Annotated in this window: 21 protein-coding genes and 3 pseudogenes; 14 read left to right on the top strand and 10 right to left on the bottom strand. The window is 67.2% G+C overall.

The annotated features are described in order from the left end of the window. Position 1 precedes the first annotated feature (1 nt). From GA0070624_RS16150 to GA0070624_RS16120, 8 genes and pseudogenes are all read left to right on the top strand, one after another. Positions 2-2,401 carry an ATP-binding protein gene (locus GA0070624_RS16150; RefSeq protein ID WP_245719160.1) on the top strand — a complete coding sequence of 800 codons (2,400 nt, stop codon included), beginning with the start codon at positions 2-4 and terminating at the stop codon, positions 2,399-2,401. Continuing rightward, positions 2,374-3,339, top strand: coding sequence for an SbcC/MukB-like Walker B domain-containing protein (locus GA0070624_RS35760; protein WP_245718818.1), 966 nt, complete (start codon positions 2,374-2,376; stop codon positions 3,337-3,339). The genes GA0070624_RS16150 and GA0070624_RS35760 overlap by 28 nt, the downstream gene beginning before the upstream one ends. Next, positions 3,336-4,568 (top strand): Wadjet anti-phage system protein JetD domain-containing protein, encoded by a 1,233-nt coding sequence (locus tag GA0070624_RS16145; protein ID WP_091341974.1) that lies wholly within the window; start codon positions 3,336-3,338, stop codon positions 4,566-4,568. Before GA0070624_RS35760 ends, GA0070624_RS16145 begins: the two co-directional genes overlap by 4 nt. 245 nt (positions 4,569-4,813) lie before the next feature. Further along, complete coding sequence (locus tag GA0070624_RS16140) at positions 4,814-5,575, top strand: hypothetical protein (protein ID WP_091341971.1); 762 nt, start codon at positions 4,814-4,816, stop codon at positions 5,573-5,575. A gap of 143 nt (positions 5,576-5,718) precedes the next feature. Next, positions 5,719-6,173: pseudogene (locus GA0070624_RS16135) on the top strand (hypothetical protein); the annotation flags it as partial. Positions 6,174-6,177: 4 nt separating this feature from the next. Then, on the top strand, positions 6,178-7,518 hold the full coding sequence (locus GA0070624_RS16130; protein ID WP_176731718.1) for an AlbA family DNA-binding domain-containing protein: 1,341 nt from the start codon (positions 6,178-6,180) through the stop codon (positions 7,516-7,518). Between the two features lie 123 nt (positions 7,519-7,641). Then, positions 7,642-7,932 carry a transposase gene (locus GA0070624_RS16125; protein ID WP_091337523.1) on the top strand — a complete coding sequence of 97 codons (291 nt, stop codon included), beginning with the start codon at positions 7,642-7,644 and terminating at the stop codon, positions 7,930-7,932. Positions 7,933-7,934: 2 nt separating this feature from the next. Further along, positions 7,935-8,636 (top strand): IS3 family transposase, encoded by a 702-nt coding sequence (locus GA0070624_RS16120; RefSeq protein ID WP_091337525.1) that lies wholly within the window; start codon positions 7,935-7,937, stop codon positions 8,634-8,636. On the opposite strand, the gene GA0070624_RS16115 is transcribed toward GA0070624_RS16120, so the two are convergent. Continuing rightward, a complete protein-coding gene (locus GA0070624_RS16115; protein WP_091337528.1) occupies positions 8,533-9,933 on the bottom strand; it encodes an IS30 family transposase in 1,401 nt (466 codons plus the stop codon). The genes GA0070624_RS16120 and GA0070624_RS16115 overlap by 104 nt on opposite strands. A gap of 50 nt (positions 9,934-9,983) precedes the next feature. On the opposite strand from GA0070624_RS16115, the pseudogene GA0070624_RS16110 reads away from it, so the two are divergent. Continuing rightward, positions 9,984-10,265 (top strand): annotated as a pseudogene (locus GA0070624_RS16110) (integrase core domain-containing protein); the annotation flags it as partial. Positions 10,266-10,323: 58 nt separating this feature from the next. On the opposite strand, the gene GA0070624_RS34775 reads toward GA0070624_RS16110, so the two are convergent. Further along, complete coding sequence (locus tag GA0070624_RS34775) at positions 10,324-10,494, bottom strand: hypothetical protein (protein ID WP_176731717.1); 171 nt, start codon at positions 10,492-10,494, stop codon at positions 10,324-10,326. Between the two features lie 706 nt (positions 10,495-11,200). Between GA0070624_RS34775 and GA0070624_RS16100 the strand changes: the two genes are divergently transcribed. Then, positions 11,201-12,076: an IS5 family transposase gene (locus tag GA0070624_RS16100; RefSeq protein WP_218105385.1), complete on the top strand. Its 876-nt coding sequence runs from the start codon at positions 11,201-11,203 to the stop codon at positions 12,074-12,076. A 175-nt stretch (positions 12,077-12,251) separates the two neighbouring features. Here GA0070624_RS16100 and GA0070624_RS16090 read toward each other — a convergent pair whose 3' ends face one another. The 8 genes and pseudogenes from GA0070624_RS16090 to GA0070624_RS34040 form a co-directional block, all read right to left on the bottom strand. Next, positions 12,252-15,551, bottom strand: a complete 3,300-nt coding sequence (locus tag GA0070624_RS16090; RefSeq protein WP_176731716.1) for an AAA family ATPase — start codon at positions 15,549-15,551, stop codon at positions 12,252-12,254. A 19-nt stretch (positions 15,552-15,570) separates the two neighbouring features. Next, complete coding sequence (locus tag GA0070624_RS16085) at positions 15,571-16,725, bottom strand: exonuclease SbcCD subunit D (RefSeq protein ID WP_091341960.1); 1,155 nt, start codon at positions 16,723-16,725, stop codon at positions 15,571-15,573. A 22-nt stretch (positions 16,726-16,747) separates the two neighbouring features. Further along, the gene (locus tag GA0070624_RS16080; RefSeq protein WP_091341958.1) at positions 16,748-18,064 is read right to left on the bottom strand and encodes an AAA domain-containing protein; all 1,317 of its coding nucleotides are present in this window, start codon (positions 18,062-18,064) and stop codon (positions 16,748-16,750) included. Then, complete coding sequence (locus GA0070624_RS16075) at positions 18,055-19,539, bottom strand: hypothetical protein (RefSeq protein ID WP_091341955.1); 1,485 nt, start codon at positions 19,537-19,539, stop codon at positions 18,055-18,057. Before GA0070624_RS16075 ends, GA0070624_RS16080 begins: the two co-directional genes overlap by 10 nt. Beyond that, positions 19,536-20,642: a hypothetical protein gene (locus GA0070624_RS16070; protein WP_091341952.1), complete on the bottom strand. Its 1,107-nt coding sequence runs from the start codon at positions 20,640-20,642 to the stop codon at positions 19,536-19,538. Before GA0070624_RS16070 ends, GA0070624_RS16075 begins: the two co-directional genes overlap by 4 nt. Before the next feature lie 38 nt (positions 20,643-20,680). Next, positions 20,681-21,466: a hypothetical protein gene (locus GA0070624_RS16065; RefSeq protein WP_091341950.1), complete on the bottom strand. Its 786-nt coding sequence runs from the start codon at positions 21,464-21,466 to the stop codon at positions 20,681-20,683. 212 nt (positions 21,467-21,678) lie between these two features. After that, positions 21,679-22,012: pseudogene (locus GA0070624_RS16060) on the bottom strand (zinc-binding dehydrogenase); the annotation flags it as partial. A 131-nt stretch (positions 22,013-22,143) separates the two neighbouring features. Next, on the bottom strand, positions 22,144-23,178 hold the full coding sequence (locus GA0070624_RS34040) for an HIRAN domain-containing protein (RefSeq protein ID WP_141715042.1): 1,035 nt from the start codon (positions 23,176-23,178) through the stop codon (positions 22,144-22,146). A 668-nt stretch (positions 23,179-23,846) separates the two neighbouring features. Between GA0070624_RS34040 and GA0070624_RS34035 the strand changes: the two genes are divergently transcribed. The 4 genes from GA0070624_RS34035 (at position 23,847) to GA0070624_RS16050 (ending at position 26,463) form a co-directional block, all read left to right on the top strand. Then, a complete protein-coding gene (locus tag GA0070624_RS34035) occupies positions 23,847-24,026 on the top strand; it encodes a hypothetical protein (protein ID WP_141715041.1) in 180 nt (59 codons plus the stop codon). Beyond that, positions 24,023-24,364, top strand: coding sequence for a hypothetical protein (locus tag GA0070624_RS16055; RefSeq protein WP_091341948.1), 342 nt, complete (start codon positions 24,023-24,025; stop codon positions 24,362-24,364). Before GA0070624_RS34035 ends, GA0070624_RS16055 begins: the two co-directional genes overlap by 4 nt. A 98-nt stretch (positions 24,365-24,462) precedes the next feature. Further along, the gene (locus GA0070624_RS34770; protein WP_176731715.1) at positions 24,463-24,618 is read left to right on the top strand and encodes a hypothetical protein; all 156 of its coding nucleotides are present in this window, start codon (positions 24,463-24,465) and stop codon (positions 24,616-24,618) included. 264 nt (positions 24,619-24,882) lie between these two features. Then, positions 24,883-26,463, top strand: coding sequence for a pentapeptide repeat-containing protein (locus GA0070624_RS16050; RefSeq protein WP_176731714.1), 1,581 nt, complete (start codon positions 24,883-24,885; stop codon positions 26,461-26,463). Positions 26,464-26,498 lie beyond the last annotated feature (35 nt).

Raw genomic sequence — 26,498 nt, 5'->3', positions numbered from 1 at the left:
CATGATCGACACGCTGTTCGGGTTGATCCCGGCGGCGTCGCGGGGCGAGCAGTGGGTGGCGCGGGACCTGCAGTTGGTCAACTGGGGCGGCTACGACGGGTATCACCACCTGCGACTCGCGCCCGGCGCGACCCTGCTCAGCGGGGGTTCCGGGTCAGGTAAGTCGACGCTGATGGATTCCTACATCGCGTTGCTCATGCCGCACACGACTCCCTTCAACGGTGCGTCCAACGGCGGCGTGGTCGGCAGGCCCCGGGGCAAGGACCAGCGCAACATCCTCTCCTATGCGCGAGGCAAACTCGACGAGTCCCGGACCGACGGCGAGACGAAGGTACGAGTGCTGCGCGGGGACGGCCGAGATACCTGGTCCGCCATCGCGATGACCTGGTCCGACCACACCGGCGCCGAATTCACCGCGGTCCGGGCCTGGTATGTCCCGTCGTCCGCGCGCAGCCTCGACGACGTCGTGGCGGTGCGCGCCACGTGCGACCACCGATACCAACTGCGGGCGCTGGAAGGCCCGGCAAGCAAGAAACTCGCCCATGCCGAGGTCCAGGCAACAGGCTTAAAGTGCGCTGACACCGACAGAGAATTCACCGCGCGCCTGCACACCACCCTCGGCATCGGCGCCGCAGGCGACGGGCACAAAGCGGTCGCGCTGCTGGGCCGGATTCAGGCCGGTCAGCAAATCACCACCGTCGACGCCCTCTACAAGACGATGGTCCTTGAGGAACCGTCAACCCTTACCACCGCGGACGCGGTGGTCCAGCAGTTTGACGAACTGTCCGGGACCCGAACCAGGATGATCACAGCCCGTCAGCAGGTGAAAGCGTTGACTCCGATCCGCGAGCACCGGCACGCCATCGACGAAGCGGTGGACCGGTTGCGCCTGATTGACGAGGTCGGAACGTTCGCCGATATGTCGTCCCCTGCCGCGTTGTGGCGTCATAACCGCCGGCTCAGCCTGTTGCGGGCGGCCGAAAACGACCTAGCCCAGCGGCACGGCCGAGCCGAGAAGGAACTGTCGGAGACCATTGCCCTGGTCAAAGCGGCCGAGGCGCAACGCGAAGCGGCGGCTGACACTCTCCGTGCGTCCGGTGGTGACCGCTTGGACACCGCACTCCGGGAGATCCGCAGCGTGAAGCAGCGGCTGGGCGACGTCGAACGCTCACGGGAACGACTGGACCGGGCGCTCGCCGCGATCGGCGCTACCGTGTCGACCCGTGCGGACTTCACCGCACTGGTCGAGACGGCGCACCGGTCCCTAGCCGACACCGACGCTAGAAGGGCCGCCCAGAACCAGTTCGCCGAGGCAATGTCGGAGAAGAAGGACGCCGACCGCGAGCTGGCCAAGTGGTCCGCCGAGCACAAGGCGGTCAGGACCCGCCGGGGAAACATCCCGACTGAGCTGCACGCGGCTCGCGCGGCGTTCGCTGAGGCCGCCGGACTCACCCCCGACGACTTGCCCTTCGTTGGCGAGCTGATCGAGGTGCGGACGGAGTTCGAGCCGTGGCGCGAGGCGTTCAATCTGGCACTCGGCGGATTCGCCACGCGAATGCTGATCGACATTGGCAGGCTGAACTCGTTCCGCGAGGCGATCAACGCGGTGCCGACAGCCCGTCGGGTCCAGTTCGAGGGCGTGCGTACCGGCCTGCGCGATGAGGTCGGGCTGGACGGAAAGACACTCCCCGGCAGGCTCGACTACCAGCCGTCGCCGTTCACCGCTTGGCTGAAGGGCGAGCTCGCCCGCCGGTTCGCCTTCGTCTGCGTCGAGACGCCCCGGCTGCTGGCGCAGCACTCCAAGGCGCTCACGATCACCGGACAGACATCGGAAGGTGGTCGGGGCGCGCACGGCGGTCACGGCCAGGCCAACGTGCTCGGTTTCACCAACAGCAGACTGCTTTCCGAACTCGAGAAGCGGATCGGCCGTGCGCGGGAACGCCTCGACGAAGCTGTCGCCGCGCTGTCAACGGCAGAGGAAAACCTCAACTCGTTCGAGACCAGGCGCACGACCCACCAGCTCTTGACCGAGTTGTCCTGGGATCAGGTTGACGTCGAGTCGGTCCGGGCGGAACGGGACCGCTGGAACCGCGTCGTCGAGGAGGTCCGCGCAGGCAACCCCAAGATTGATCAACTGCAGCGTCAGGTGGACGAACTCAAGGAGCGGGTCAGGGAACTGACCGAGCGCGTCGGCCGGCAGAGGGACAACGTGACGGTGATCGGTGAATCCTGGGAGTCGACCGTCGACGAGGTGGACCGCGCCCAGCAGGCGCTCGACACAGCCGCCGAGTCAGGCGTCGATGTCAGTCAGGAACACCAGGCGTACCTGGAGGCGCTGTTTGACAGCGACCCCGACAACACCGCCCCATCGGGGTGCTCGCGGAGTTCGACGCGGCGGTGACACAGGCCACCAGGCAGCTCCGCGCCGACCGGCAGTCCGCGACGGAGAGGATCGACCGATCGAGAAAGGCGCTGCTCGACACGTTCTCAACGTTCCTCGAGCGGTGGCCGAACCCGAACCTCGGCATCGACGCGGATGCCTCCTACCGCGACTTCGACCGCCTGCTCACCGATCTGGAGACCAGCGGCCTGCACGAGCTGGAGACCGAGTGGCGGGACAGTCTTCTCAAACTGTCCGGCAACGACCTGACCGGCCTGGACAGCGAGCTCGCCGCCGCTGTCCGGGAGATCCGCGACCGGATCGACCCGGTTAACCGCATACTCGCCGAACTGCCGTTCGCCGACGACAATCACCGGCTGCGCATCGACCCGCAGGAGAGCCACTCCACGGTGCGTGCCAGGTTCCGCAAGGAGCTGCGCGAGGTACGCGCCTTCATCGACCAGGCGGCGACGGACCACGAGAGGGAACGTGCCTATCACCGGATGGCCAAGGTTGTCGACCGCATCCGACGCACCGCCCCCGATTTTGCCGACCTCGTCGATGTGCGCAACCATGTTCGGATCAGTGCCGAGAAACGCGATCTCGGGGGGAGACACGTCGCCGTATACGACCACATCGGCGAGAAGTCCGGCGGAGAGTCGCAGGAGCTGGTCGCGTTCATTGTCGGGGCAGCGTTGCGGTACCAGCTCGGTGACGCGGGCGCCGACCGCCCTCGCTACGCCCCCGTCTTCCTCGACGAGGCGCTGATCAAGGCAGACGCGCACTTCACCGGCCGAGCCATCGGCGCGTGGCGCGGCCTCGGCTTCCAACTCGTCATCGGCGCCCCTAACGACAAGCACAGCGCGATCGAACCGCATGTTGACGCTGAGTACCTGATCCTCAAGAACTCCCAGGGTCGATCCTGGGCAAAGCCCTTGGTCGGTGTTCCAGACGCATGAGCACACTCGTCACCCCCGAGGACGCCGTCGCGGCCATCCGCCGCAAGATCGATCAGAAGTGGGCAGAAGCCCTGTGCGCGGACCTTGACATCGGCGACCAAGTCGTGTTCTCCGTTCCGCTGCGCCCCGGCGTGTCAACGGGCAAGGCCGTCCAGCAGCTCGGGTACGCCGCCTGGCACGAATGGCACATGCGTTGGCGTGAGTTCTACGACAAGCTGCCCACTGGCGTGGAACTCGTCCGCAAAACGGTGACCATTCGAGGAGTCGCCGGCGACTTCCCCGCCACGCTCTGCGCGGACTTGGACAGCGCCGTCACGCTCCTCGCCGACACCCGAACTAGTGCTGAACCACCGACCGTGGACATCGGCCGCGCTCGTGCGCTGGCCTCGGCGATGCGATCCGCCAGCGCAATCCTCACCCCGGCCACGCTCCGGGCCGTGTACCGCCTCCGGGCCATCGACATGGAGGTGCTGTTCAAGGCAGTGACATGGCTACGGCAGCACCCCGATGCCAGCACATGGACCCTGCGACAACTCCCCGTTCCCGGTATGCACACCAAATGGCTTGACACCCACGGCGCACTGCTGCGTGATGTCGCGGGACGCGATGTCCGAGACGAAGTCCGGCCCCGGCTAACCGCCGTGCACCTGACCTATGTTGACCCTGACCACGCTGCGTCAGGCCGACGCAGGCACGACGCCTGGACCACCGGCGATGTGCACGACATCGCCTACCGGCCGCGGCTCGTCCTGGTGGTAGAAAACCGCGACTGCCGCCTCTGGTTCCCGCCTGTCGACGACACGATCGTAGTCGAGGGCGGCGGCAAGGCCGCATCAGCACTGCTAGCGAACGTGCCCTGGATCCGCGCCGCAGGTCACGTCGTCTACTGGGGTGACATCGACGCAGACGGATACGCCATTCTCAACCAGTTTCGCGCCACACTAGCCGAGCCCACACCGGACGGTGCGCCGGCGAAACCCGTCACCTCTATCCTCATGAATGCCACCGATCTGCACCACTACTCCCAACATGGCGTCAACCACGACAAGGCGGGCCGCCTCATCAAGCCGTCACCCGAGCCCCTGCTGCACCTGACCGAAGCCGAGACCACTGCGTACAACAGCATCGCAACCGCGGGTCCTACCCCGTTCCGCCGGATCGAACAGGAAGCCATCCCGATCACCCACGCAGTAACCCGGCTACAACAGATCTTGAACTGTCAGGAATGATCATGCTGGTCACAAGATCGGCGGCCCTACCGCTGCAATGCTGGTCCCTGAACCCGCCCGCCGGCAGGGCGGTCACCCCATCTGCGAGCACGCCGTGCGGCCTGCCCCACCGCTGAGGCGGACGAACCGCAGCCGGTGTGGGCGGCTGTGACCGGTTGTGAGCACGGCAGGCGTTTGCCAGAGCACACGGACACCGGTTTGAGGGTGTCAGCGCATCGCAACGCGCGGCGCGGAGCCGACACCACATGAGCGAGCACACGCCGCAACACCAGCACCACCCTGCCCATCCTGTCGACCCGCACAGTGTCGACCCGACCCTGATCGACGTGGTCGCCGGCGACCCTCCAGTACCGGACACCGTGTGGCGCACCGCCCGCACGGATGCCGACACCGGCCGCAGCATCGGCGCCCGGCTGGCCTACCGGCTCGTGGCCGCCTACAGTCGCCCCGGCGATCCGGTCGTCGACCTCACCGGCGACCACGCGCTGGCCGCCGTCTGCGCCGCCGGCGAGCGCCGGCACCACCCCGGCTGGTTCACCGACGCCCCCAGCCTGATCATCGGGCCGGCCACCGCACCGGCCCGCCTCGACACGGCCGGGCTCTGTGACAACGACCTGCCCGACATGGGCTCCTGGTTCGGAGACGACCTCACCGACCCCGAGCTGCCCCCGTCCATCGACCCGTCCCGGCCCGGCCGGTCGCTGCAGGAGGCGACCAGCCTGGTCGTGGCCTGCTGGCCTCTCGACCCCACCGACGTCGCCAACCGGATCCGGCTGGCGTGGCCGCTGACCGCGTGCGCGCGGTTGCTGCGCCCCGACGGTGACGCGTTCGTCTACCACGCCACCGACGAGGAACTGCTCACCATCGCTCAGCAAGCCAGCCCTCAGCGGTGGGCGGTGGCGCACCTGACGGTCCACGCGGACCTCCCCGTGTTCAGCCCTGCACTCCGACCGATCGCGGCACCGGGACGCGGGCGGCGGCGCGAGGGCGGCGACCACCATGGCTGACCACACCCCCTTCCCAACCAACCCGCTGGCCGGCACCGAAGACCTCTACCGTGGCCGGCACCGTCCCGACGAGGACCGCCACCACAGGACAGGATGCGACCGGGCACCGATCGGGCCAGAGGACCTGTCGGTGTGGGCCACCGCTCCTCGGCTCCGGCGCGGCGGCGAGGGTCCCTCGGGTACGGCTCGGACCGCAACCTGCCCGACACCCTCCTCAACCACGTCGACCGGGTCGAGGTGCTGCCGGACGGGCGGGTCCGCCGCATGTGGTTCCGGCGCACGGTGTGGGCCATGGACGACGCCCGTACCGGGCGGCAGTCCACGGGCCGCACCCCCGGCACGACCGGTACCCGCAAACGCACCCGTACGCCGACCACCCTCGTCTCCCAGTCGCTGTCGCCTTGCTGACGGAGGCGGATGCCACCGGGCGGGACCGGCGTGGGCTCGGGTGGAGTTGGCACGGAAGCTTGGTATCCCGCAGCGCACCGCGCAGCGGTTGCTGTCGGGGGCGCGGGCGGCGTCTAACGCCGCTGGTGATCGGCTGACCGGCCCTGGCAGTAACAGCAGTGCTTTCGTCGGAGGCTGCACCTATCGTTGATCGCGTGGTTCTGCCGATCGACACCTCCGCGCCGCTGCTGCGCCCGAGCCACCTCACCGACCTCGTTCGGGCTGTGAGTCTCGCTGACCCGGACGACGAGCATCTCTGGATCGAATGGAAGTCGACCCTCGACCTCAACACGTCGGCTGGGCTGGAGCAGGTCGTCAAGGCCATCATCGGGCTGGCCAACCGTGAGCCGGCTGCCGCCGGGCGACGGGCGGGCGGGTACGGCTACCTTCTCGTCGGGGTCGAGCCCGGGTCGATCAATGGTGTGGCGACTATGGACCCGGAGAAGCTGGTCGGCAAGGTGCGCTCCTATGTCGGCACCGCCATCAGCTGGACGCCGGAGTACATCGCGGTCGACGGGAAACAGGTCCTTGTCGTGATCGTGGATCCGCCGCAGCCCGGCGACCCCATTCACATCCTTCGCAAGCAGACCGAAAAGTTCAAACCGGCCACGATCTTTGTCCGTCACACCGGTCGTACCGACCCGGCGAACCCCGACGACTTCGACAAGCTCCAGGCCAGGCTGCTCCAACGAACCCCAAGTCTGCAGCTGTTCGTGGCGGCGATCCCCTCGACTGTTGAGGAGGCGGCCGACATCCAGGGCACGGTGAGCCGATGGGTGGATGAGCGCCGGCCTGGTCTTCTCGCCGCGCGCTACCACTCCGGACGGCGTGAGCCCGGCATTGATCTTGTGGGGGCACGCGGCGGGCTGCTAGGGCAGCAAGTTCCCGATAGCCGCACCGAGGAGCAGTACGCCGAGGAGGTGGAGCAATTCCTCCACGACGCAGAAGAGGCTCTGGTACATCGCGGAGCTTGGGATCTGCTCCGGCACGAGCCGGCCTCGCTTAATGTGACGGTGACCAACCCCACCGATGTCGGCTTCGTCGGCGTTCGGCTTGAGGTGCACGTCTCAGGGCAAGTGAAGAGTTACTCCGAGGAGTTGGTCGAGGCCCTGGAGGATGATCGCCCGAACGTTCCGCGTGCCCCCAAGCCCTTCGGCACCCCCACGTTCCGCAGCCCCATCCAACTCAGTGGCTTCAACTTCGGGTCGTACATCCCCTCGCCCGTTTACCCCAGCCCAGGCCCCTCATACACCGTGCGAGACACCGGCTCGGTCACCATCGAGTACGACGACTTCGAGTTGCGCGCCGAGGAAACGAAGACACTGGAACTGGTGCCGCTTCTCGTACACGAGAAGCCAGGTACGACGTTGACTGCTACCTGGTCCGCAACCGCTGACGGAATCCGTGGCCGGATTACCGGTGAGTTCGCTATCACGGTCGCACCAAGCACGCTGAGCCTGGAGAATCTGGCTGACGAAGGCGACGGAGACGAGTAGGCGCCGGCGATTGGCCAGGGTCAGGACGTGGTACTGCGCGCTGTCGGTCGGAGGACCGGCAGCGGCTGCACTGAGGTGTACCAAGGATCTTGGACATGTCCTCCGACTTGAGAGGATGAGTCCATGCCCGAGCAGCGTCGTCGGTTCAGTCCGCAGTTCAAGGCCGAGGCCGTGCAGATGGTGATCGAGACCGGGAAACCGATCGCCGTGGTCGCTCGTGAACTCGGAATCCATGACGGCACCCTGGGCAACTGGGTGAACGCGTGGCGCCGTGAGCACCCGGAGCCGGACCAGCCCGTCAACCCCACGGAGCGTGCCCGCGTGAAGGAGATGGAAGAAGAAATCCGCCGGCTGCGGATGGAAAACGAGTTTCTAAAAAAAGCCGCGGCCTTCTTCGCCCGGACGCACCCGTAGCGGTGCGGTGCGCGCTGATCGACGCGGAGAAGGCCACCTACCCGGTCGCGTGGATGTGCCGGATGCTGCGCGTGCCCCGCTCGACGTTCTACGCCTGGCGTAACCGGGCCGAGACCGCGACCACGGCCCGCCGGCGGCAGCTGGCCGAGCAGGTACGGCGGGTGTTCGACGCCTCGCGGGGCACCTACGGGTGCCGGCGGGTGACCGCGGCGCTCAACCGCGAGGGCATCGCCTGCAGCGTCGGGCTGGTCGCCGACCTGATGCGTGAACTCGGCTTGCAGGCCTGCCAGCCACGCGCCTACAAGCGCACCACCGTGCCCGGCCAGCAGCCGGTCTCCAGCCCCGACCTGATCGCCCGCGAGTTCACCGCCGTCCAGCCCGGCACCCGGCTCGTCGGCGACATCACCTACCTGCGCACCGGGCAGGGCTGGCTGTATCTGGCCACCGTCATCGACCTGGCCACCCGCATGGTCGTCGGCTGGCAGACCGCCGACCACATGCGCGCCAGCCTCGTCATCGACGCCCTCGCCATGGCGAAACGACACGGACATCTACGCCCCGGCGCCGTGTTCCACAGCGATCGCGGCTGTCAAGGCGGATTCAATCGGTCGTCGCAACACTGGGTTGTTGGAGCGATCGTAGGTGTTCGTCGAGGGCTTCGGCTGGGGTCTTCCAGTCGAGGGTTTTCCGGGGTCGGCTGTTGAGGGCGTGGGCGACGGCGTTGATCTCGTCGGCGCTCCATCTGGACAGGTCGGTGCCTTTCGGGAAGTACTGCCGCAGCAGCCCGTTGGTGTTCTCGTTGGTGCCGCGTTGCCAGGGGCTGTGGGGGTCGGCGAAGAACACCGGGACGCCGGTTTCGACCGTGAAGCGTGCGTGCGCAGACAACTCCTTGCCGCGGTCCCACGTCAGCGATCTGCGGAGCTGCTCGGGCAGTTGGGTGATTGTCGCGGCGAGGGCTTTGCTCATCGTGATCGCCCCATAGCCGGCGAGAGCCGGCCCGTTCTTCGTCCGCGGGATCACACCCCAGCCGTCCTCACGAGGCAGGTGGATCAGCATCGTGAACCTCGTCGTCCGCTCGACCAGTGTCCCGATCGCGGAACGCTGCAAACCGATGATCAGATCCCCTTCCCAGTGCCCGGGCACGGCACGGTCCGCGACTTCAGCGGGACGTTCACTGATCAGCGTGTCGCTGGTGACGTGCGCCCACGCGCGTTGCTTCGCGCGTGCCCGGGGAACGCGAAGCGCCCGCCCGGTCCGCAAGCAGGTGACGAGTTCGCGCTTGAGGGCGCCGCGGCTCTGGACGTAGAGCGCCTGGTAGATCGCCTCGTGGCTGATGCGCATCGACTCATCCTCCGGGAACTCGGCCCTGAGCCTGCGGGAGATCTGCTCCGGGCTCCATCCGATAGTCCATGCCCGATCACCACGGTGAGGCTTGTTGCGGCCCTTCCACTGCGGGCCCTGCGGCCCAGCGACCAGTCGGCCGCCCGCTGTCCGGATCGCACCCGCAAGCCGTTGCTGGACGTACTCTCGAAGCCGCTCATTGGCCAGCAGCTTCGCGGTCTTCGGCCGGCGGGCTCGACGCTCAGCATGCCACTGCGCAGTCGAAGCCTTGTAATCCAGGCGGTACGTCCTGGTCGAGGCGTTGCGCCGCAACTCCCGCGAGATCGTCGACGGGTCCCGGCCGAGCTGGCGTGCGATCTCGCGGACGCCCATGCCTTGCGCCCGCGACAGAGCGATGTCTTCGCGCTCGCTGAACGACAGATAGCGGCCCGACACCCTCGGCGGCAACGCAGGATTCACGCCGCCAGCGTGCCGGAACCACCGGAACCCGACCGGCGAGGACACGCCCGCCGCCGCGGCCGCGTCCTCGGTCATCACACCGCGACTGATCGCAGCCCAGAACCTGACCCGGTCCTCACGCCACGCCACCGTCGGCCGTCCCGGCGAAGGAATCTGACCCCGATACTCCCGAACCCGCTTCTGCCCCAGCCCATACGCCATCGCTTCACCTCTCCGACAAGGTGTTGCGACGACCAGTTGAATCCGCCCAATACACCTCGGCCGAGTTCGCCCGGTTCTGCACCGCCAACAAGATACGCACCAGCGTCGGACGCACCGGCGTCTGCTGGGACAACGCCGCCGCGGAATCGTTCTTCGCCACCCTCAAAAACGAGATGTACCACCGGCGACGCTTCGACACCCGCGCCCGCGCCAGCTTCGCCGTCGCCGAATACATCGAAATCTTCTACAACCGCCAGCGCCTGCACTCAGCGCTCGACTACCGCACCCCAGCCGAAGCCCTCACCGAATCCCAGACCCGCATCGCAGCCTGACCAGCAAACCCACGAGGCACTGTCCAAGATCCTTGACACAGCCCACACCTTTTCTCCGTCACTCTTCGTCATCGGTGGCGGGTCGCGCCGCCGGGATCTTCGGTACCTCGATCAGGTAGCGCAGCGCGCCGTTGATGTCGGTGTTTCGGCTGGCGGCGGTCCGCTCCAGCACGTCGTACACATCTGCGTCGACCTCGACCGTGCGTCGTGCGGGCATGATGCCAGGCATCTGTAGTTCTCCTTTGCCGTAGATCGGTGTGCACCCGGTGAGGCGACCACTTTCACAGCCTTTACCAGGGCCGGTCGCGTGACCATCCGTGGCTCAGCCTTCTTCACCTCTGGCGGAGAGTCGGACGACCCCGAGTGGGTGCTGGTGGCCGTCGAGCGCGGCGTGCTCTTTCGACCAGACCAAGTGGATTCATTCACCCGGTTGTTCCTCATGGAGGAACTGTGCAAGACGGTCACCATCTCGGGCGACGAGTCCTGTCTGCACCCCTACCCTTCGATTAGGGAAGTCCTTGCCCCTGCTCGTTCTGCCCGCTTCGAACACGGTAAGCGAGGCTAGCCGTCCGAGGTGAGCGCCGACGTTGTTGCCGGTCCTGAAGCTGCTGCGGCTGCGCGCTGACGGTGGGCGGTACGGTGGGACCTGCGGACCCGAGGTTCGACCGGGGCGTGTTGCTCACCTGGCGGCGCAGCGCGGCCCCGCAGCCGAAGATCTGCACTGGCTGCGCCGGTCGCGCTGCACCGCCGTGTCCTGTGCCGGATAGCGGTGAGTGAGCAGGTCGGTCTTAGAGCCTGGTAAATAAGGGGTTCGGGCGGTCGCCGGTCCTGGCGAAGATCGACAATCGTGACGGCGCCGGCGTGGCGGCGTGACATGGGGAAGGGCCTTCGGTACGAGCAAAGGCGACTAAACCAGCACGACCGAAGGCCCAACCCTGTCTGTATACCTTGTCGCCGGCGTCGCCGCATCCGCCACCCCGGCTATCGTTGACGATCACCTGCCCACCGCCCGGCCACGGCACTATCCGTCCGACACCTCGGATGCCGAATGGCAGGTCCTGGCTCCGCACGTGCCGGCCGGGACCGGGCGCGGCCGGCCAATCACGTACCCCCGCCGCGACGTCGTGGACGCGATCCGCTACCTCGACCGGACAGGCTGCCAATGGGACGCGCTGCCTGCCGACTTCCCGCACCACAAGCTCGTCTACCACTACTTCAAGACCTGGACCCGCGACGGCACGTTGAACCGCATGCACAACAGCCTGCGTGAACAGGTCCGCGAGCACGTCGAGGGGCGTCACCGACAGCCGTCGGCCGCGCTGGTCGACTCCCAGTCGGTACGGGGCGCGGAGACCGTCGGCCGGCCCAGCCGCGGCTACGACGCCGGCAAGAAGATGAACGGCCGGAAACGCCACATCGCCGTCGACACCTGCGGACTGCTCCTCGTCGTCCTGGTCACCGGCGCGAACGTGCAGGACCGCGACGCCGCCAAACCGCTGCTGTGGGCACTACGCACATGCTTCCCCACCATCGGCCTGACCTGGGCCGACAGCGGCTACGCCGGCAAACTCGTCGACTGGGCCGCCACTCACCTCGCCCTGACCGTGCACATCGTGGCCAAGCTCGCCGGGCAGACCACCTTCGTCGTGCTGCACCGCAGATGGGCGGTCGAGCGCACATTCTCCTGGATCAACCGGTGCCGACGCACCGTCCGCGACTACGAACGGCTACCCGACCACCACGCCGCGATGGTCCAATGGGCCATGATCATCGTCATGACCCGCCGCCTCGCCCGCCACCAAAACACCTGAAACCCTTATTTACCAGGCTCTTAGTTGTCGCAGGCGATTCCGTCGCCGTCGCGGTCCAGGTCGTAGATGTCCGTGCGGATGACCCGTACCGGACCGTCGACGTAGGCGGGGCTGCTCGGTGAGCACCTCGACAACCACGACTACGATCTTGGCCCGGTTGAGGCCCTCCAACTGTTCAAAGGCTGTCCTTCATGATGGCTGAGCCGAACTGATCGCGGCTTACTCGGAACTTCACGGGGACACGGTCGGCCAGGACGCTTACGTGGGTGACTACTCCGACCATGCGATTGCCCTGGCTGGCGAGGTTCTCCAGCGTGCTGGCGACTGTCTCCAGGGTCACCTCGTCGAGCGTTCCGAATCCCTCGTCCAGGAAGATCGAGTCCAGCCGGGCGGAGCCGGCCGCGGCCAACGTGGTGATCTGCGCCGAGAGTGCGAGCGCCAGCGCCAAGCTCGCCTGGAACGTCTCGCCACCGGAGAGGGTTTTCACTGGCCGAGGCAGGTCGGCGTTGTTGTGGTCGATCACCACGAACTCGCCGTTCTCATGCGCGAGGTTGAACTGGCCACCGGACAGTTCGGCGAGGCTCGCCGAGGCGTCCTGGACCAAGACGTCAAGAGCCGATGCCACGAGCCAGCGGGGAAACTCGTTCGACCGCAGTAGGCCGCCCAGCGTGCTGGCGACGGCATGCTCCTCGTGCGACTTCGTTCGGCTGGAGCGCAGGTCGGCCAGCTGCGACAATTGCGCCTCGATGCTCTGGACGTGGGCGCGCGCCCGCTCAAGCTCGGCAGCGACGGCGGCGGAGACCGTGTCCGCTGCGGAGGCAGGAGAGATGGCGATTCCCACCTGCCCGAGGGCCTGACCAAGCGCCAGTTCCTTCTCGCCACGGTGGTGCTCCGCCGCCGCGAGAGCAGCCTGGGCGGTTGCGAACGTCACCTTCCGCCTGCTGACTTCCTGCTCGGCCCAGCCGACGATCTCGGCCCAGGCGGTCCGCAGGTCCTCCTCCCGGATCGGCGGGGCCCCGAGCGGAACGAGCAAGTCCCGTGCCGCTCGAAGGTCCTTCCAGGCCGTCTGCTCCTGAGCTTTCAAGGAGGCGAGTGCTTGAATAGCCGAGTCGCGGCCGGCACGGGCCTTCTTCAGTTCCCCTTGTGCGACCTTGGCTTCGGCCTCTAGCTGGTCGATCCGAGCCAGCTCGGCCGCGACCTCGGCACTGCTCGGCGCCGCGGCGAGGGCTTCCGCCAGATTCCTCAGGCGGTCATTCTTCGTGCGAAGCGCCAGTTCGGTTTCTCGATCCGAACGCTCCGCGGCCATGCTGGCCGTGTCCAGGCGTTCGACCTCCCCGTGCGCTTGCTTCAGACGGGCCGCCATCGACGACGACTCGGCGTCGGCTTTGCGCTCCTCGGCTTCGGCTTGTTGCAGGAGTTTGGCGTCGGCTCCGGCCATCTGACCGGACCAGCTCGCCAAGGTGTGCCAGGCGTCCGCTAGGTCGAGGCCGTCCACGGGCGGCGCGCCGAGCGAGACAAGTGGATCCCGAGCGGCGGTCAGTGCTGTCCGCGCCTCCGCGTACGTCTTCGCAAGCGCCGCCACCGCATGGCTGGCCGTTTCGTGAGCAGCCCGAGCCTTGCGGAGCGTTACGCCGGCATTCTTGAGTCTGGCGTTCAGGCCGTCCAGACGACTCAGCTCGCCGTCAACGGCGCTCTCGTCCGCCCATTCGCCGGTGAGCGCTCGCCTGAGCTCGGCTGTTTTTTCCCGCGCTGCGGCAAGCGCGTCGGTGGCTTTCTGTTCCTGTGCCAGGGCCGCAGTGTGTTGCCGAGCTGCGGTGTCGCGGTGCCGTTCGGCGGTTGCCAGGGCCTTCTCGGTCGCCGCGACGGTTTCATGTTCGAGGGGTGCCGGCAGCTCCTCCACCGGATGCTCGCAGACCGGGCAGGGCTTGCCCGCTACGAGGTGCGGCCGAAGTACCGACGCGGCTTCGGCGCGCCCGGCTTCATTGCGGGCCAGCCGAGCCTGGTCAACGGCCCGGATCGCTTCGTCGAGTGCGGCCTGCCTTGCGGTGACCTCCGCTCGCGCCCGGTCGGCCCGGGTGATCAGGTCCGGTTCCGCGGCCGCGAGCTTGGTCAACTCGGCGTGGTGGTGTTTGGCCTGGTCCAGCGCGCTACGGGCGGGTGCCGCCTCAACATCGCGCCGCGCGTCAGACTCCGCCTCCTCCGCCTCGGCAAGGCGTCGGCCGGCGGCCGCCAGCGCACTCTTGACGGAGACCTCGCGTTCCTGGATTTCGTCTATTCCGGTCGGGACGGACAGCCTGCTGAGCTTCTCGTACTGGGACCGGACCGTCTCGACGCGTTCCCGCGCGGCTTTTGCCTCCGCCTTCGCGGTCTCTGACGCCGCTTGGGCAGCGGCCGCCGTCTGCATCGCCAGATCGCGTTCAGCGGTGACCGCGGCGAGAGTCTTAGCCGCCTCCGCGCGATCGTTCTCCGCGCCGGGTAGCTGTTGCTCGAGTTGTGAGCGCTCGGCGTGGTTGCGCTTCGCGTGCTCGAGGAAACCCCGTTCCGCGGCCGCCGTCTCGAAGGTCGCCCTCGCGATGTCGTCAGCCTTCTCGGCCAGGGCGAAGGCCTCGGTGGCCCGATCTGCGGCGCCTGTCGCTTCGGCCAGACGCTCGGCGCGTATCTCAAGGTCGGACGGGAGTGCGACGCCGCCGAGTAGTTGCGTCTCCTCGCGGATCCGGTCGGTGTTTCGCCGCGCTTCGTCGACCGCTGCTGTAGAGGTCGCCAGTTCGGACAGGATCGTGACGACCTGGTCTTTCAGTGCCGTGAGCTGCTGGACTCGTTGGTTCGCCTCGCCCAGGGCCTCCGGCGTGACGGTGGCGAGGCGGCCGATCTGCTCATCGAGGAAAGCGACTCGCTGCTTGGCCTCGGCCGCTTCGGCGTTGGCGCGCTGTCCGATGGTTTCGTACATGCCGATTCCGAGCAGGCGCGTGAGGATCTTCTGGCGGTCGGCTGGCTTGGCGTGGAGGAACTCGGCGAAGTCGCCTTGGGGCAGGACGACGCAGGAGCAGAAGTGATCGAACGACAGCCCCAGAAGTTCTTCGACGGCAGCGTTCACCCTACCATCGGCCGCGATCAACTCGGTCTCGTCATCGGTGGACCCGAGCCGGGTCGGATCGATCAACCGCTCGAGTCGGCCGCTGTGGATGCCGACGCCCACCCGGGTTCGCCGCAGTTCGCGCGCGGCGACGTACCGGCTGGCACCCACGTCGAAGACCAGGCGCACGACTCCCCTATTCACCGCGGGTGACAGCGCCAGCGAGACGGTTCGCCGGTCGTCCCAGCGTGGCACCGATCCATACAGTGCGAAGGTCATCGCGTCGATGACGGTTGATTTGCCGGCGCCCGTTGGGCCGACGAGGGCGAAGAAGTCCGCGTCGTTGAAGTCGACCGTCGCCGGCTCACGGAACGATCCGAAGCCTGTCATCTCCAGAAGCACTGGCCGCATCACTTGCCCCTTATGACTCGGAGGTTGCGTCGTGCAGGCGCGCGAAGAGTGCCGCCAGCCGTGGGTCGTCCATGTTCTTGGTGGCGCAGTACTCGGCGAACAATTCCGTCGGGGTGCGCTCGATGCCGCTGCTCGCCGGCCGACTGGTGGCGTTCCGGGCGGCGAAGGCCGGATCAATGCGGATGTCGAGAGCGTTTGGCAGGAGGTCGCGAACCTCCTCGAGCAGACCGGCACGCGCCGGCTCCTTGATCTGAACGCGGAGGAACGCATCGCCGGCGCCACGCGCCCGGCTCTCAATCTCGGCGAGTGTGCCCCGGAGCGTCATCAACCGGCGACCGCTTTTGATCGGGATGTCGGTGACCTTCGCCGGCGCCGACGGTGTCGCCTCCACCAGGCACACGACACTCTCATTGTCCTGCTCTCCGAAGTCGATCGAGATCGGCGAGCCGCTGTAGTGCACCGGACACGGCGCGCCGATCGCCTGCCTGCGGTGCAGATGCCCAAGCGCCACGTACTGCGCCTCAGCCGGGAACGCGCTAGCCGGCACGTGATATTCGAAGACTGACTGGGAGTCGCGCTCACCGCCGCCGAACTTGCCTCCGGTCACGGTGAGGTGTGCCATCAGGATGTTGACGGCATCCGGCCGGAAAGCGCGGGCTAAGACCGTCAGCATGTCTTCGACGCGTTGGGCGTAGCTGATGGAGTTCATTACGGGCGTGTTGGCGATGAGCTCGGCTGCGCGGATGACGGTGCGCTGGGAGACGAAGGGCAACGTCGCGATCACCGCGGACTCGCCGGTCGAGCGGGCGGTTATCTCAATCGCTCCGTCTGAGCCGGCCCCGGGGGTGCCGACGAGGTGGATGCCGACCTCGCCCATCAGCGGTCGGTACGCGTCGAAGGTCGGAGCGTGGTCATGGTTGCCGGCGATGGCGATCACCGGCACCCCGGAATTGCGGATCTCGAGCAAGGTCCGGACGAGAAGTTGCTGAGCCTCGGCCGACGGCGCCGCCGAGTCGTAGATGTCGCCCGCGATGAGGACGGCATCCACCTCGTACTGCCGGACAACGCCGACGATCTCCTCCATAACCGCGCTCTGCTCGGCCAGGCGGTTGTGGCCCTTCAGGGTCTTGCCGATGTGCCAGTCGGAGGTATGCAGGAACCTCATGTCCGGCTCCTTTCAAGAGATGTCAGGCCACGACGCGGTGCGCGTACAGGTGATTCATGACGGTCTGGTTGGCCGCCCATCCGTCCGGGAATTTCACCGGCTCGTGTAGATGAACCGGCTCGCTGGATGGATGTGCGTCGAGCAGTTCCCGGATGCCGGCCCGCCCGACGACGACGCAGGCCTGTCGATGGCGGGAAGTGAGTACGCACAGGCGTCCGGCCTCGAGATGGAACGCCGTGGCGTCGCGTCGTCCCGACAACGGATGCAGTACCACGGTCAGGTCGTATTCTCGGCCCTGCAAGCGATTCGCCGTGTCGACCGTGACGTCCGGCAGGTCGGACAGCGCTTCGCGAAGGGCGGCCGCTTGATCGCGATGCGCGGCGCCGACCGCGATTCGCTGCGCGGTGATCGGCCGAGAGTCGTTCCCCGACCGCGCGATCGCTCCGCGTTCGAGAAATCTCCGAACCACCTCGGCGACCGTGGAAACCGCTTCGGCGTCTGTCCGAAGGGTGTGTCGCGCGGGCAGTTCGTAGAAGCCCCAGCCGGTGGTCGCCGCCTCGGCCAGCAGGGCGTCCAGGGCAGAGCGCCCGAAGGCGCGGGTGCCAAAGGTGAGTTCACGGTCTCCCGGTTCGGCGCCGGTCCGAAACCCGGTGTACGGGTAGAAGGCGGTGGCCACGACCTTTTCGGCGCTCGCGGGCAGCCGCCACGAGACGGGCAGCCGATGAACCGGCAGGTCGGGGTTAGTGCGCAGCAGCCCGGCCACCGCGCTCTGCATCGGGTCCCAGCTGAGCCCGCGCCAACGGTCGTTCTCGACCACGGAGAATGGATCCAGCTGGCCCGGGTCGCCGACGAACAGGGCCCGCTCGAACCGCGGGGCAATGGCGAGCAGGGAGTCCGAACGCATCTGGTAGGCCTCGTCGACAATCGCCCACGGCCAGCAGCGGTCCTTCACGTAGGCCCAGCGGGCGGCCGTCGCGATGACGATCTCACAGCTCAGCAGGTTGCCGAGATCCTTGTCGAACAGCACGTTGGTCAGAGCCGCGAGGCGCGCGGGCCGCACGTACGTGGAACTCGCCAGCCGTCCGATCATGAGACCGGTTGGCAGGGCGGCGGAGAGGTTGGTGGTCAGGTCGTCGACCTGCTCATTGGTTTGGGCGACAATTATCAGCCGCTCGCCGGCCGAGGCGAGCGCGACCGCGGTCCGGACCACGAGGGTCGACTTCCCCGCCCCGGGTGGGGAATCGACGACCACGCCACGGTGCCGGCCGGATCGGAAGTCGGCGAGGATCTCGGCGATAACGCGTTCGGCTTCGGCTGCTGGGTCGATGGTCATTCCCATGCCTCCTGGGCGTCGTCATCGGTCGGTACGTACGGTCGGGGCGGTCCGCCGTGGGTCCACGGTGTTTGGTCGGTCGGCGGCAGGTCGGGCGCGCGGATCGCGTCAGGGTAGACGCTGGTGTAGGTGATCTCGTGGCCAACCTCGGGCACGCTGCCCGGCGCGGGAGCCGCCGCCCGGCCCATACCTCCGTCGAGCTCGAGGCTGACCAGCACACCGTCAGCCGATCGTGCGATTTCGGTGATCCGGGCGTTCTGTTTCATGCGCTCCGGCGCCCGTAACGCCTTGCCGACCGGCAGATGCACAGGATCGCCGGTGCTGACCACGATCAGTGGCCGGGTGACCCGGCGGCCCTTCTCACTCAGGATGCGCCGATCACGGTCGACCGAAACGACGGTCCCCTGGAACGCCTCGCCGTTGACCCGGTAGCTCGCCATGACGAGCGGATCGTCCAGGGCTCGGCTGGCGTCGTAGGTCGTCTGCTCCCGCTCGAGGGACTGGAGTCGCCGAGCCGCGGCCACCGCGCCGTCCCGACGGGCCTGCGGACGGCCATCGGTGGTGAGGTAGTCGTGGTAGCGGCTGAAATCTCGGCGGTCCGCTGCCCAGCGAGTCTCGACCGTTGCTGCGGCCGGCAACTGCCGAAGAACCTCGATAGCGCGCCACATCAACCGCCAGGTTGGCTCCAACTGGCCACGGAGCTCGCGCTCGAGGGTTTCCACCGCGCGCAGCCGTTTCGGGCTGTCGGGCGCAGCGCTCTCATACGCCCGGATGGCGGGCGCCAGCACCTCGTTGTCGAAGGCGGGGTCGGTTGACGGGCCGGCTGGCGGCCAGACGAGCGGATCCTCGGCCGCAAGCGCGGCCTCCGGCCCGGAGACTCCCTCGGGCGGGTCGATCCAGCCGAGCAGTGCGGCCAGGTTCGCGTCCTCCACAGCGCTCTGCCCGCTGGCCCAATGCAGGTTCAGGGCCTGAGTCATCGCGAGCATGGTCGAGGAGCCGGGGTGCTCGGATCGCTCGCCCAGGTAGGTCAGCCACCGGCCTAGCAGCGGCACCCCGTGCGCTACCGGGAACGGCCCGTGGGTGCGCCGGAAGCGGGTGGATCGGCCGAGCAGCTTGACGAAACCGAGGCCGGCCGCGTTCGGAACCAGCAATTGGGGAGCATCGAGGAACACCTTGTTCGCGCCGACCACCTCGAACCTCGCAGTGCAGGAGCGCACATAGGCCAGCACGACGTCGGCCAACGAGGCGGCGAAGTCGAAGCGGAGGTCGCGGTTCCGCGGCTGGGGCACGACCAACAGGGCCGGGTTGTGCTGGTCAGTGCCGATCATCGCGGCCAGCGGCGCATTTGCCTCGCCCGCCAGCGCCAGCGGGACTAACACCAGCGGCCGGTCGGACAGATGGACATGGCGACGTGTTGCGATCGGAATGGCCCTGCCAGCGGCCACGGCCAGCGCTTTGGCGTACGAGGAGATGGCGCTCATGCCGCCACCGAGCCGAAGATCTTGGCGGTCGTGCGGAGCATCGCCGCCGCTTCGGCCTGGTCGTCGCTCGCCACCAGGGTGCCGTCGGCCAGGCCGAGCGCCTCAGCGACGGTCTCCACACCGCCGAGCTCCTCGCGCACGCTAAGTCCTAGAGCCGCGGTGCAGCCAGTAGCCTCGTGCCGGCAGAAGAAGGCCATCTCGCATTTGGCGAGGCAGTCGGGTGCATAACGCGCCTCGATCTCGCCGAGTGCGAATATCACGTCGGCGGCCGGGCGGCTCGGTCTGCCGTCGTCGTCCGGCGCGAGGTCGAGCGTCAGCGTCGGCGGCAACGCCGCGAGTAGGCGCTCGATGCGGATGAGCCGGGACAGCTGATGGTTCAGCACGATGAGCTGCTTTCGGACGTCGACCTTGGTGGCCACCGGCTGGTTCGAGAAGTCCTTCGGGCAAACCAACACAACCTCGTCGGCGACCTTGTCGTCGCCGAGCAGCCGCCGAAGGGCAAGCACATAGACGGCGGACTGCGTGGCCGCAGCGGCGACCTTCCGGGCATCGGCCTGATCGTCGATCACCGCGAACGACTTGATCTCGACCACGTGAAAAACACCGTCGTGGTGGAAGGCGACCAGATCCGGCTCGAGGTAGACCTCGTTCCCGCCGACATCAAGGCGCAGGAGTGGGTGGTCGTAGAAGGTGGCAGAAGCATTCGGGTCGGCCGCGGCGCTGGTGAGCTTCCGTCGCGACCGGGCGTGCCGGACCTCCTGCCCGGTGTTGCCACCGACGTCCTCCAGGTCGATGCTTCCGACTTCTTGGATCTCGAGGCCCAAGGTCTCGCGCAGCAGGCGGAGCAGTTCGGCGTATCCGTTCGCCTTAACTTGAGCCTCGAAGGCGTTGCCGCGGGTGATCGCGAACTGGGACTGGCCGAACTTCGCCGGGAATCCGACGTGGCGCGCCAAGGCGTCCTTGTCGACGCCGGCGGCGTCGAGCACGGCGCGGCGTGCGCATCCGGGGTTACCGGTCAGCGCGGCGACCGTACGGGCGTTGTGGCGTTTCGCGGCGCCGGCGCCGCGGATACGGCGCAGCCGGTCCTGGGTGTCGTTGTCCATCGAGTCGTCCTTCGCGGAAGACGAAGTGCTATCAGGGGTTAAGAGCCGGCCGCGGAGATGCTCCGCAGCCGGCTGCCGAAGAGCTGCTCGACGTCGTCGAGCTGCTCGCGGGCCCGCTTCGCGGCCGCTTCGCGGTGCGACCGGTCGGCGTCCCGGTGGATCTCGAGCTCGGCCTCGGCCGCCTCGGCGACGGCCGCAGCGGTCATCGCGTCGGCGCTGGCGGCGGCGCCGGGGATGTTGGCGGCGAACCGCCACAGCAGCCGCCGGGCTTGCGGACCGGGATCGGGGATCCGGTCCAGATGTTCGGCCAGGCGGGTGGCCGAGGTGAGGAAATCAACGCGCGGGCTCAGCGGCCCGATCACTCGGGTGACCATCGGCCAGGTGGAAACGGCGAGCAGGCCGCGGGCCGGCGCGAGCAAGTCGGCGGTCAGGGCAGCGCAGAGATAGTACGGCCGGGAATGCGGCGCCGAGCGGAAGGACCGTTCCTCGTCGCGACGCAGGCTGGTGAGCCGGGCCGGGATCATCTCCCCCATGTGGAACGCCTCGTGCACGGCGATGATCAGCTTCGGTGCGGCGGGCGCACCCAGCAGGTTCAGCGCCTGGTGGACCTGCTCACGCAGCGGCAGGAGCGGGCCGGTCTGCCGGCGGACCGCGACGGGCTGCTCAGCGAGCTCGTCGAGCACCTCCTCCCACTGCCGCTCGGCCTTGCGCAGCTCACCGCGCAGCACCTTGGCGCGCTCCCGTTCCCCGGCGGTCACCGCCTTGCGGACGGCGGCGCGCAGCTCGTCGATGCGGCGTTCGAGGGCTTCGGCAGAGGAGGTCACGGGAGCATCTTACGGCATTCCAGCCTCTTCCAGCAATTGCCAGTTTGTGGCATCGTTGGTGGCGAGGACACCCATCACCTTTCGGCCCCGGGAGAGGCAGATGACCAGGGATCAGGCACTACCTCAGATGCGAGCCGTGCTCAGATGCGAGCCGTGCTCGCCAAAGGCTGACCGCCGTTACTGGCCGACATCCTGCGGTCCCAGCCTCTGCGTCAGATGGTGATGACCACTTTGGCCCGCCGGTGTTCGGTTTCGAGGTACTGGATGGATTCGGGCACGTCGTGGAGCGGATAGGTCCGGTCGATTACCGGGGTGAGGCGGTCGGTCTCGGCGTGGGTGCGGAGCGGGTCAAGGTGTTGCCGGCTGGGTGCCGTGGTGAGAAGTGACGATGGGGTGTGGAACGAAGGATGCCAGCAGCCGCCCGCGCGCGAGTAGCCAGATCGGTCCGATGAGGCTACCGCCGCTGTAGACGCCGCCGACGGAGAGCACCAGGGTCCCGGTCGGGGCCAGTGCCCGCCGGAGCGCGGTGAGTGAGCGGTGCCGTACGTGGCCGCCCGGAACCTGTCAAGATCGTTGAGCTGGTGCAGCTCGGCTCGGCGGCTGGCGTTGCTGGACTTCGCTGCTATACATCGGCGCTCGCTCGGAGCCTGCAAAGCGACGCCACCATCCGCCCGCCTTCACTTCCAGACCGGGACCCACCATTGCCACCCATCCGGCGCGAGTGGCCAGCTCGGGTCCGGCTGCCAGCCGGCTGGCGGAATCCAGCCTTCGGGCGGTGACGGCCAACCAGGGGGAACCTCGAACTTGATTCCACTCGGCGGTGGAGGGATCGGGCCGTGCGCTCGCGGCGCTGCCGGGATGACCGGAGCCGACTGATCAACCGGATCGGTCACGGGAACCAACGGGGCGGCGGTGGGTCGAGACGAAGCGGCGTCACCGAGCCAGCTCTCCGGGAGTTCATGTGCTCGCGCGACGTAGAGGACTACCTCGGTCTTGATTCTGTTGCCCTTTACGACGGCCCGGGCCGCCGCGGTGGCGCCTTGCTGCTCGAGGTGCCGCATTGCCGGCAGAAGCTCACTGCTCATCTTCGGAGTGAGCTGCCCGACGCAAGCACCGTCGATACGGACCTCCACTACCGTCCGGGTACTACGTGCCAACTGCTCGACGATCTCGTGAAGGCTGACGTGCACCCAGCATTCGCCCTCGGGCCGCAGGAAGGGCGCCAGGCTAGCCAGGTACTTCTCCTCGCCCGTCACCTGGATCGCGTTGCCGGTCGGCAACATCCGGCAATCGCCACTCGGCGGCATGTTGGCTGGGACAAGCATGTGTGGTTCGGCGAGGTCCAACCGGACAGACCCTTGGAAGGTGCCCGGTTTGCCGTCATAGTCGGACCACTCCGAGCCCCATACCGTCGCAGAGACCTGCGGTAGCCAGCCTTGGGCCGTGAGTGCCGAGAGAACTGGCGCGTACCGGACCGCATCCTCGCGCGGTAGGTAGCCAATCTGGGCACCGCCCACCCAGACGCCGACTGCGTTGCGATCGTGCTTGTTGCGCGGCTCGGGTATCAGGTGGGCCGTCAGTACGACCTCGGTGCCGCTCGCCGTAAAATCCTTGCCAAACAGTCCACGAATCGCGCGTCGGTAGTGCGACTCGCCAGCCACGTCGACGCTGGCCCAACCGCGCTGGCCCCAAAGATCAAGCGGGATCGACATGCAGACAAGGTAGCCATGCCGGGCAACCTAGGTGACTACCCGTATGGCTTGCAGGCAACGCCAGCAGCACAGACCTCCGGGCCGATCGGACCTAGTAGTACCGAGGCTGACGTTATGTAGACCCTCGTCGGGACCCGTCGCCGAGGTGCGCGACAAGCTGGCAACCGTGCTGCGGGCAGTGACGTCGCCGCCGTGCTCGCATACCTACGCCGGTGGCTGCCCACCGCGTCGCCGGGTAGACAACGGGACTGTGGACTCAACGGCTGCTCTCTTTCTCAAGCGGTTCGGATCAGAGAGTCTCCGTTAGCGAGGTAACCCCTCACCATGGGCTGCGGCGACGCCTGCCCCGTCTTTCCGGCAAGCGCTACGAGGACTGAAAGCTCGAAGGCCCCGCCGGCAAGGGCGTCGAGGCCGTCCGCCCAATCGCGACCAGATCCGCTCCCGGGTCGAGAAGCTGCTCACCGAGCTGCCACCCACCGCCTGACCCATCCTCCAAGCCGCCCGCCGGTCCCTACCCGCGGGCCAGTCGGGCCAACGAATGTCGCGAGTGGCCGAGTGCCACGAACCCGCACATCGTTTTGCATCTAGTTCGGACACAGTGGTTGCCGAGCCGTGTGGGGCGGTCCCTGATGCGCGGCGGAACTCGACGGCCCCGATCTGCTCGGCTGGTGGATGCGGCAGCGGAACCGGCGGGGCCGCCTGCGGACGCGGCGCCCGGCAACATCAAATCCCTGGGTATCCGGTTCGCCTTCTACGGCCGGATGTCGACCTGGGAGTTCCAGTATCGGTTGTCGTCGGGCGGTGGCAGCGCGACTTCGCCGAGGACCTTCTCGACGGCCGGGGCATGATCGTGGCCGAGTTCTTCGACGTGGGCTACTTGCGGCAGCTGCCGTGGCCACGTCGCCCGCAGGCCGCGCGACTGCTGGCAGCGCTCGCCGACCCCGGCCGCGGATTCGACGCGGTGGTAGTGGGAGAGTTCGAGCGAGCCTTCTACGGCAACCAGTTCCGCGACCTCGCTCCGCTGTTCAAACTGTATGGCGTCGAGCTGTGGCTGCCCGAGCTCAACGGCCCGGTCGACGCCAGCAACGACTCCACCTGTCGCTGCTGGCCCTGCTCGGTGTGCACTCCAGACGAGAGGTCCAGCGCTCGCGGTTTCGGGCTAAGGCGGCCATGTGCGCCCAGGTGATCGAGCAAGGCCGTCATCTCGGCGGCCGGCCGCCGTACGGGTATCGGCTGGTCGCGGCAGGGCCGCGCCCGAACCGGGCACACGCTAGGTGGGGACGCATGGCCCGTCGGCTGGAGGCCGACCCGTTCACCGCGCCGCATGTGCAGTGGATGTTCGCTCAGCGCCTCGCCGGGCGCAGCATCGCGGGGATCGCCCGTGACCTCAACGAGCGCACCATCACGCCGCTGCCCGTCCTCACGGACCAGCCGACCTGACCAGGGTGTTGGACGGGTTGATCGGCTTTTGCGGGCGGAGCACATCCGGATGGAAAGCCTCTACAAAATCCGGCGCGGTTCACTGATTGTCGGATCAACGTCTTGCCCAGCACTCTTGTGCCTCGTCAACTGTCGCCGAACACTACATGGGACAGTCGAAAGCCCCTCGGGTCCGGGAGAGCTATGGCAGAGCGACGGAAACGAGTAGTTCGAGCGTGGCTTTGGGGCCTTTCCGGCTTCGTTGGGGTGCTTCTACTCCTGTTCGTGTTTGTCGTGGGCCCGTGGCTGTTCACGCGGCATCCGCAGAGGGGCTTGGACCCAGACCAGGTGCTGAAGGCCAGGAACGATGTCCGCACCACCCTTGTGCAGGCCCTCGCTGGACTCGCCGTGGCTGGCGGCTTGGTGGTCACCTACTGCACGTTCCGACAGAACCAGACTGAGCAGGACCGGACCTACGCGCTGCGGCAGAATGAACAGGTCAACGAGCTCTACACGAAAGCCGTTGAGCAGCTGGGCCATGACGAGGCGCCGGTCCGGCTCGGTGCTCTGTACTCTCTCGTGCATCTCGCTCAGGCCAACCCTGAACAGCGGCAGACCGTAGTCGATGTGCTCTGCGCCTACCTGCGCATGCCGTACACGCCTCCGCGTGCTCCCAAACCGGTTGCTTCGAAGCGCGATCCTACTCAAGAGCTTCAGGTCCGCCTGACCGCCCAACGGCTCCTCGGGGACCATCTTCGTCGTCCCAGGGGCGTCTCTGGAACGGACGCCCAGCGGCTCCCGCCCTCGCCGGACGAGACCTTCCGGCCGGGCATCCACCTCGACCTCACCGGAGCGGTGCTCTTTCAGGGACTTCATCTGGAGCACACGTCCGTCACCTACGCCCTGTTCGCTGAGGCGATTTTCGTGGACGGTGTCTGGATGGAGGGGGCGACCTTTAACGAGGATGCTGTCTTCCATGGGGCGACCTTTTCTCACGACTGCAACTTCAACGGGGTTACCTTCAACAGCGGCGCCATCTTTACTGAGGCGAGCTTCCACGGCGACGCTTGGTTCCGAGAATCGACGTTCACCGGACGGGCCTTATTCGATCAGGTGACCTTCGAGGGCGACACCTCGTTCGCCAGCACGACCTTTGCAGGCGTCGCCACCTTCGGGGACGCGACCTTCGGCGGCAACTCCTTGTTCCGCGAGGGGGCCTTTACAGGGGATGGCACATTCACCGGCGCGACCTTCCGCGGCGACGCGGTGTTCAACGATGCGAGGTTCACCGGCTCTGTCATGTTCGATGAGGCGACCTTCACCGGCCACGCCTCGTTTAACCGCGTGACCTTTGCCGGTGGGGCCGAGTTCAGCAGGGCGCTTTTCGGCTCGATTGCCAACTTCGATGAGGTGACCTGCCCCGCGAGCGCATTCTTCGTCGGAGCTGCGTTCGCATACGTCGCCCAGTTTCGAAACTCGACTTTCGCGTTCGCTGTGTTCAACGGCGCCAGCTTTTCCGGCGGTGCCTACTTCGGTAAGACTTCCTTCGTCAAGCTCGGCTCCTTCGGTGGAGTTACCTTTGGTCGCGACGCCGTTTTCCGCGAGACCACCTTCGGCTATTCATTCTTCGACGAGGCGCGTGTGCTACATCTCCAGAACTCGGCACATCTTCTCTGGCCGGAAAAGTGGACAGTCCAGCCAGATGCGGATGACCTAACCCGAGGGACACTGGTTTATCAATCCTCGGGCAACTGGGAGGAGGATGGATTAATGTCCATGCCATTCGACGATGAAGAGATTCCCCCTGAGGTTCTCCTACCAATTTTCAGGGCACAGTCCAAGCTCCAGGAAGAAGCAGGGGAATGATGGATCACGAGCCGAGGCTTCGCGCCGCCTGGGGT

This window comes from Micromonospora rhizosphaerae (genome assembly GCF_900091465.1).
GTDB lineage: Bacteria > Actinomycetota > Actinomycetes > Mycobacteriales > Micromonosporaceae > Micromonospora > Micromonospora rhizosphaerae.
This window is presented reverse-complemented; position numbering and strand designations above follow the sequence as displayed.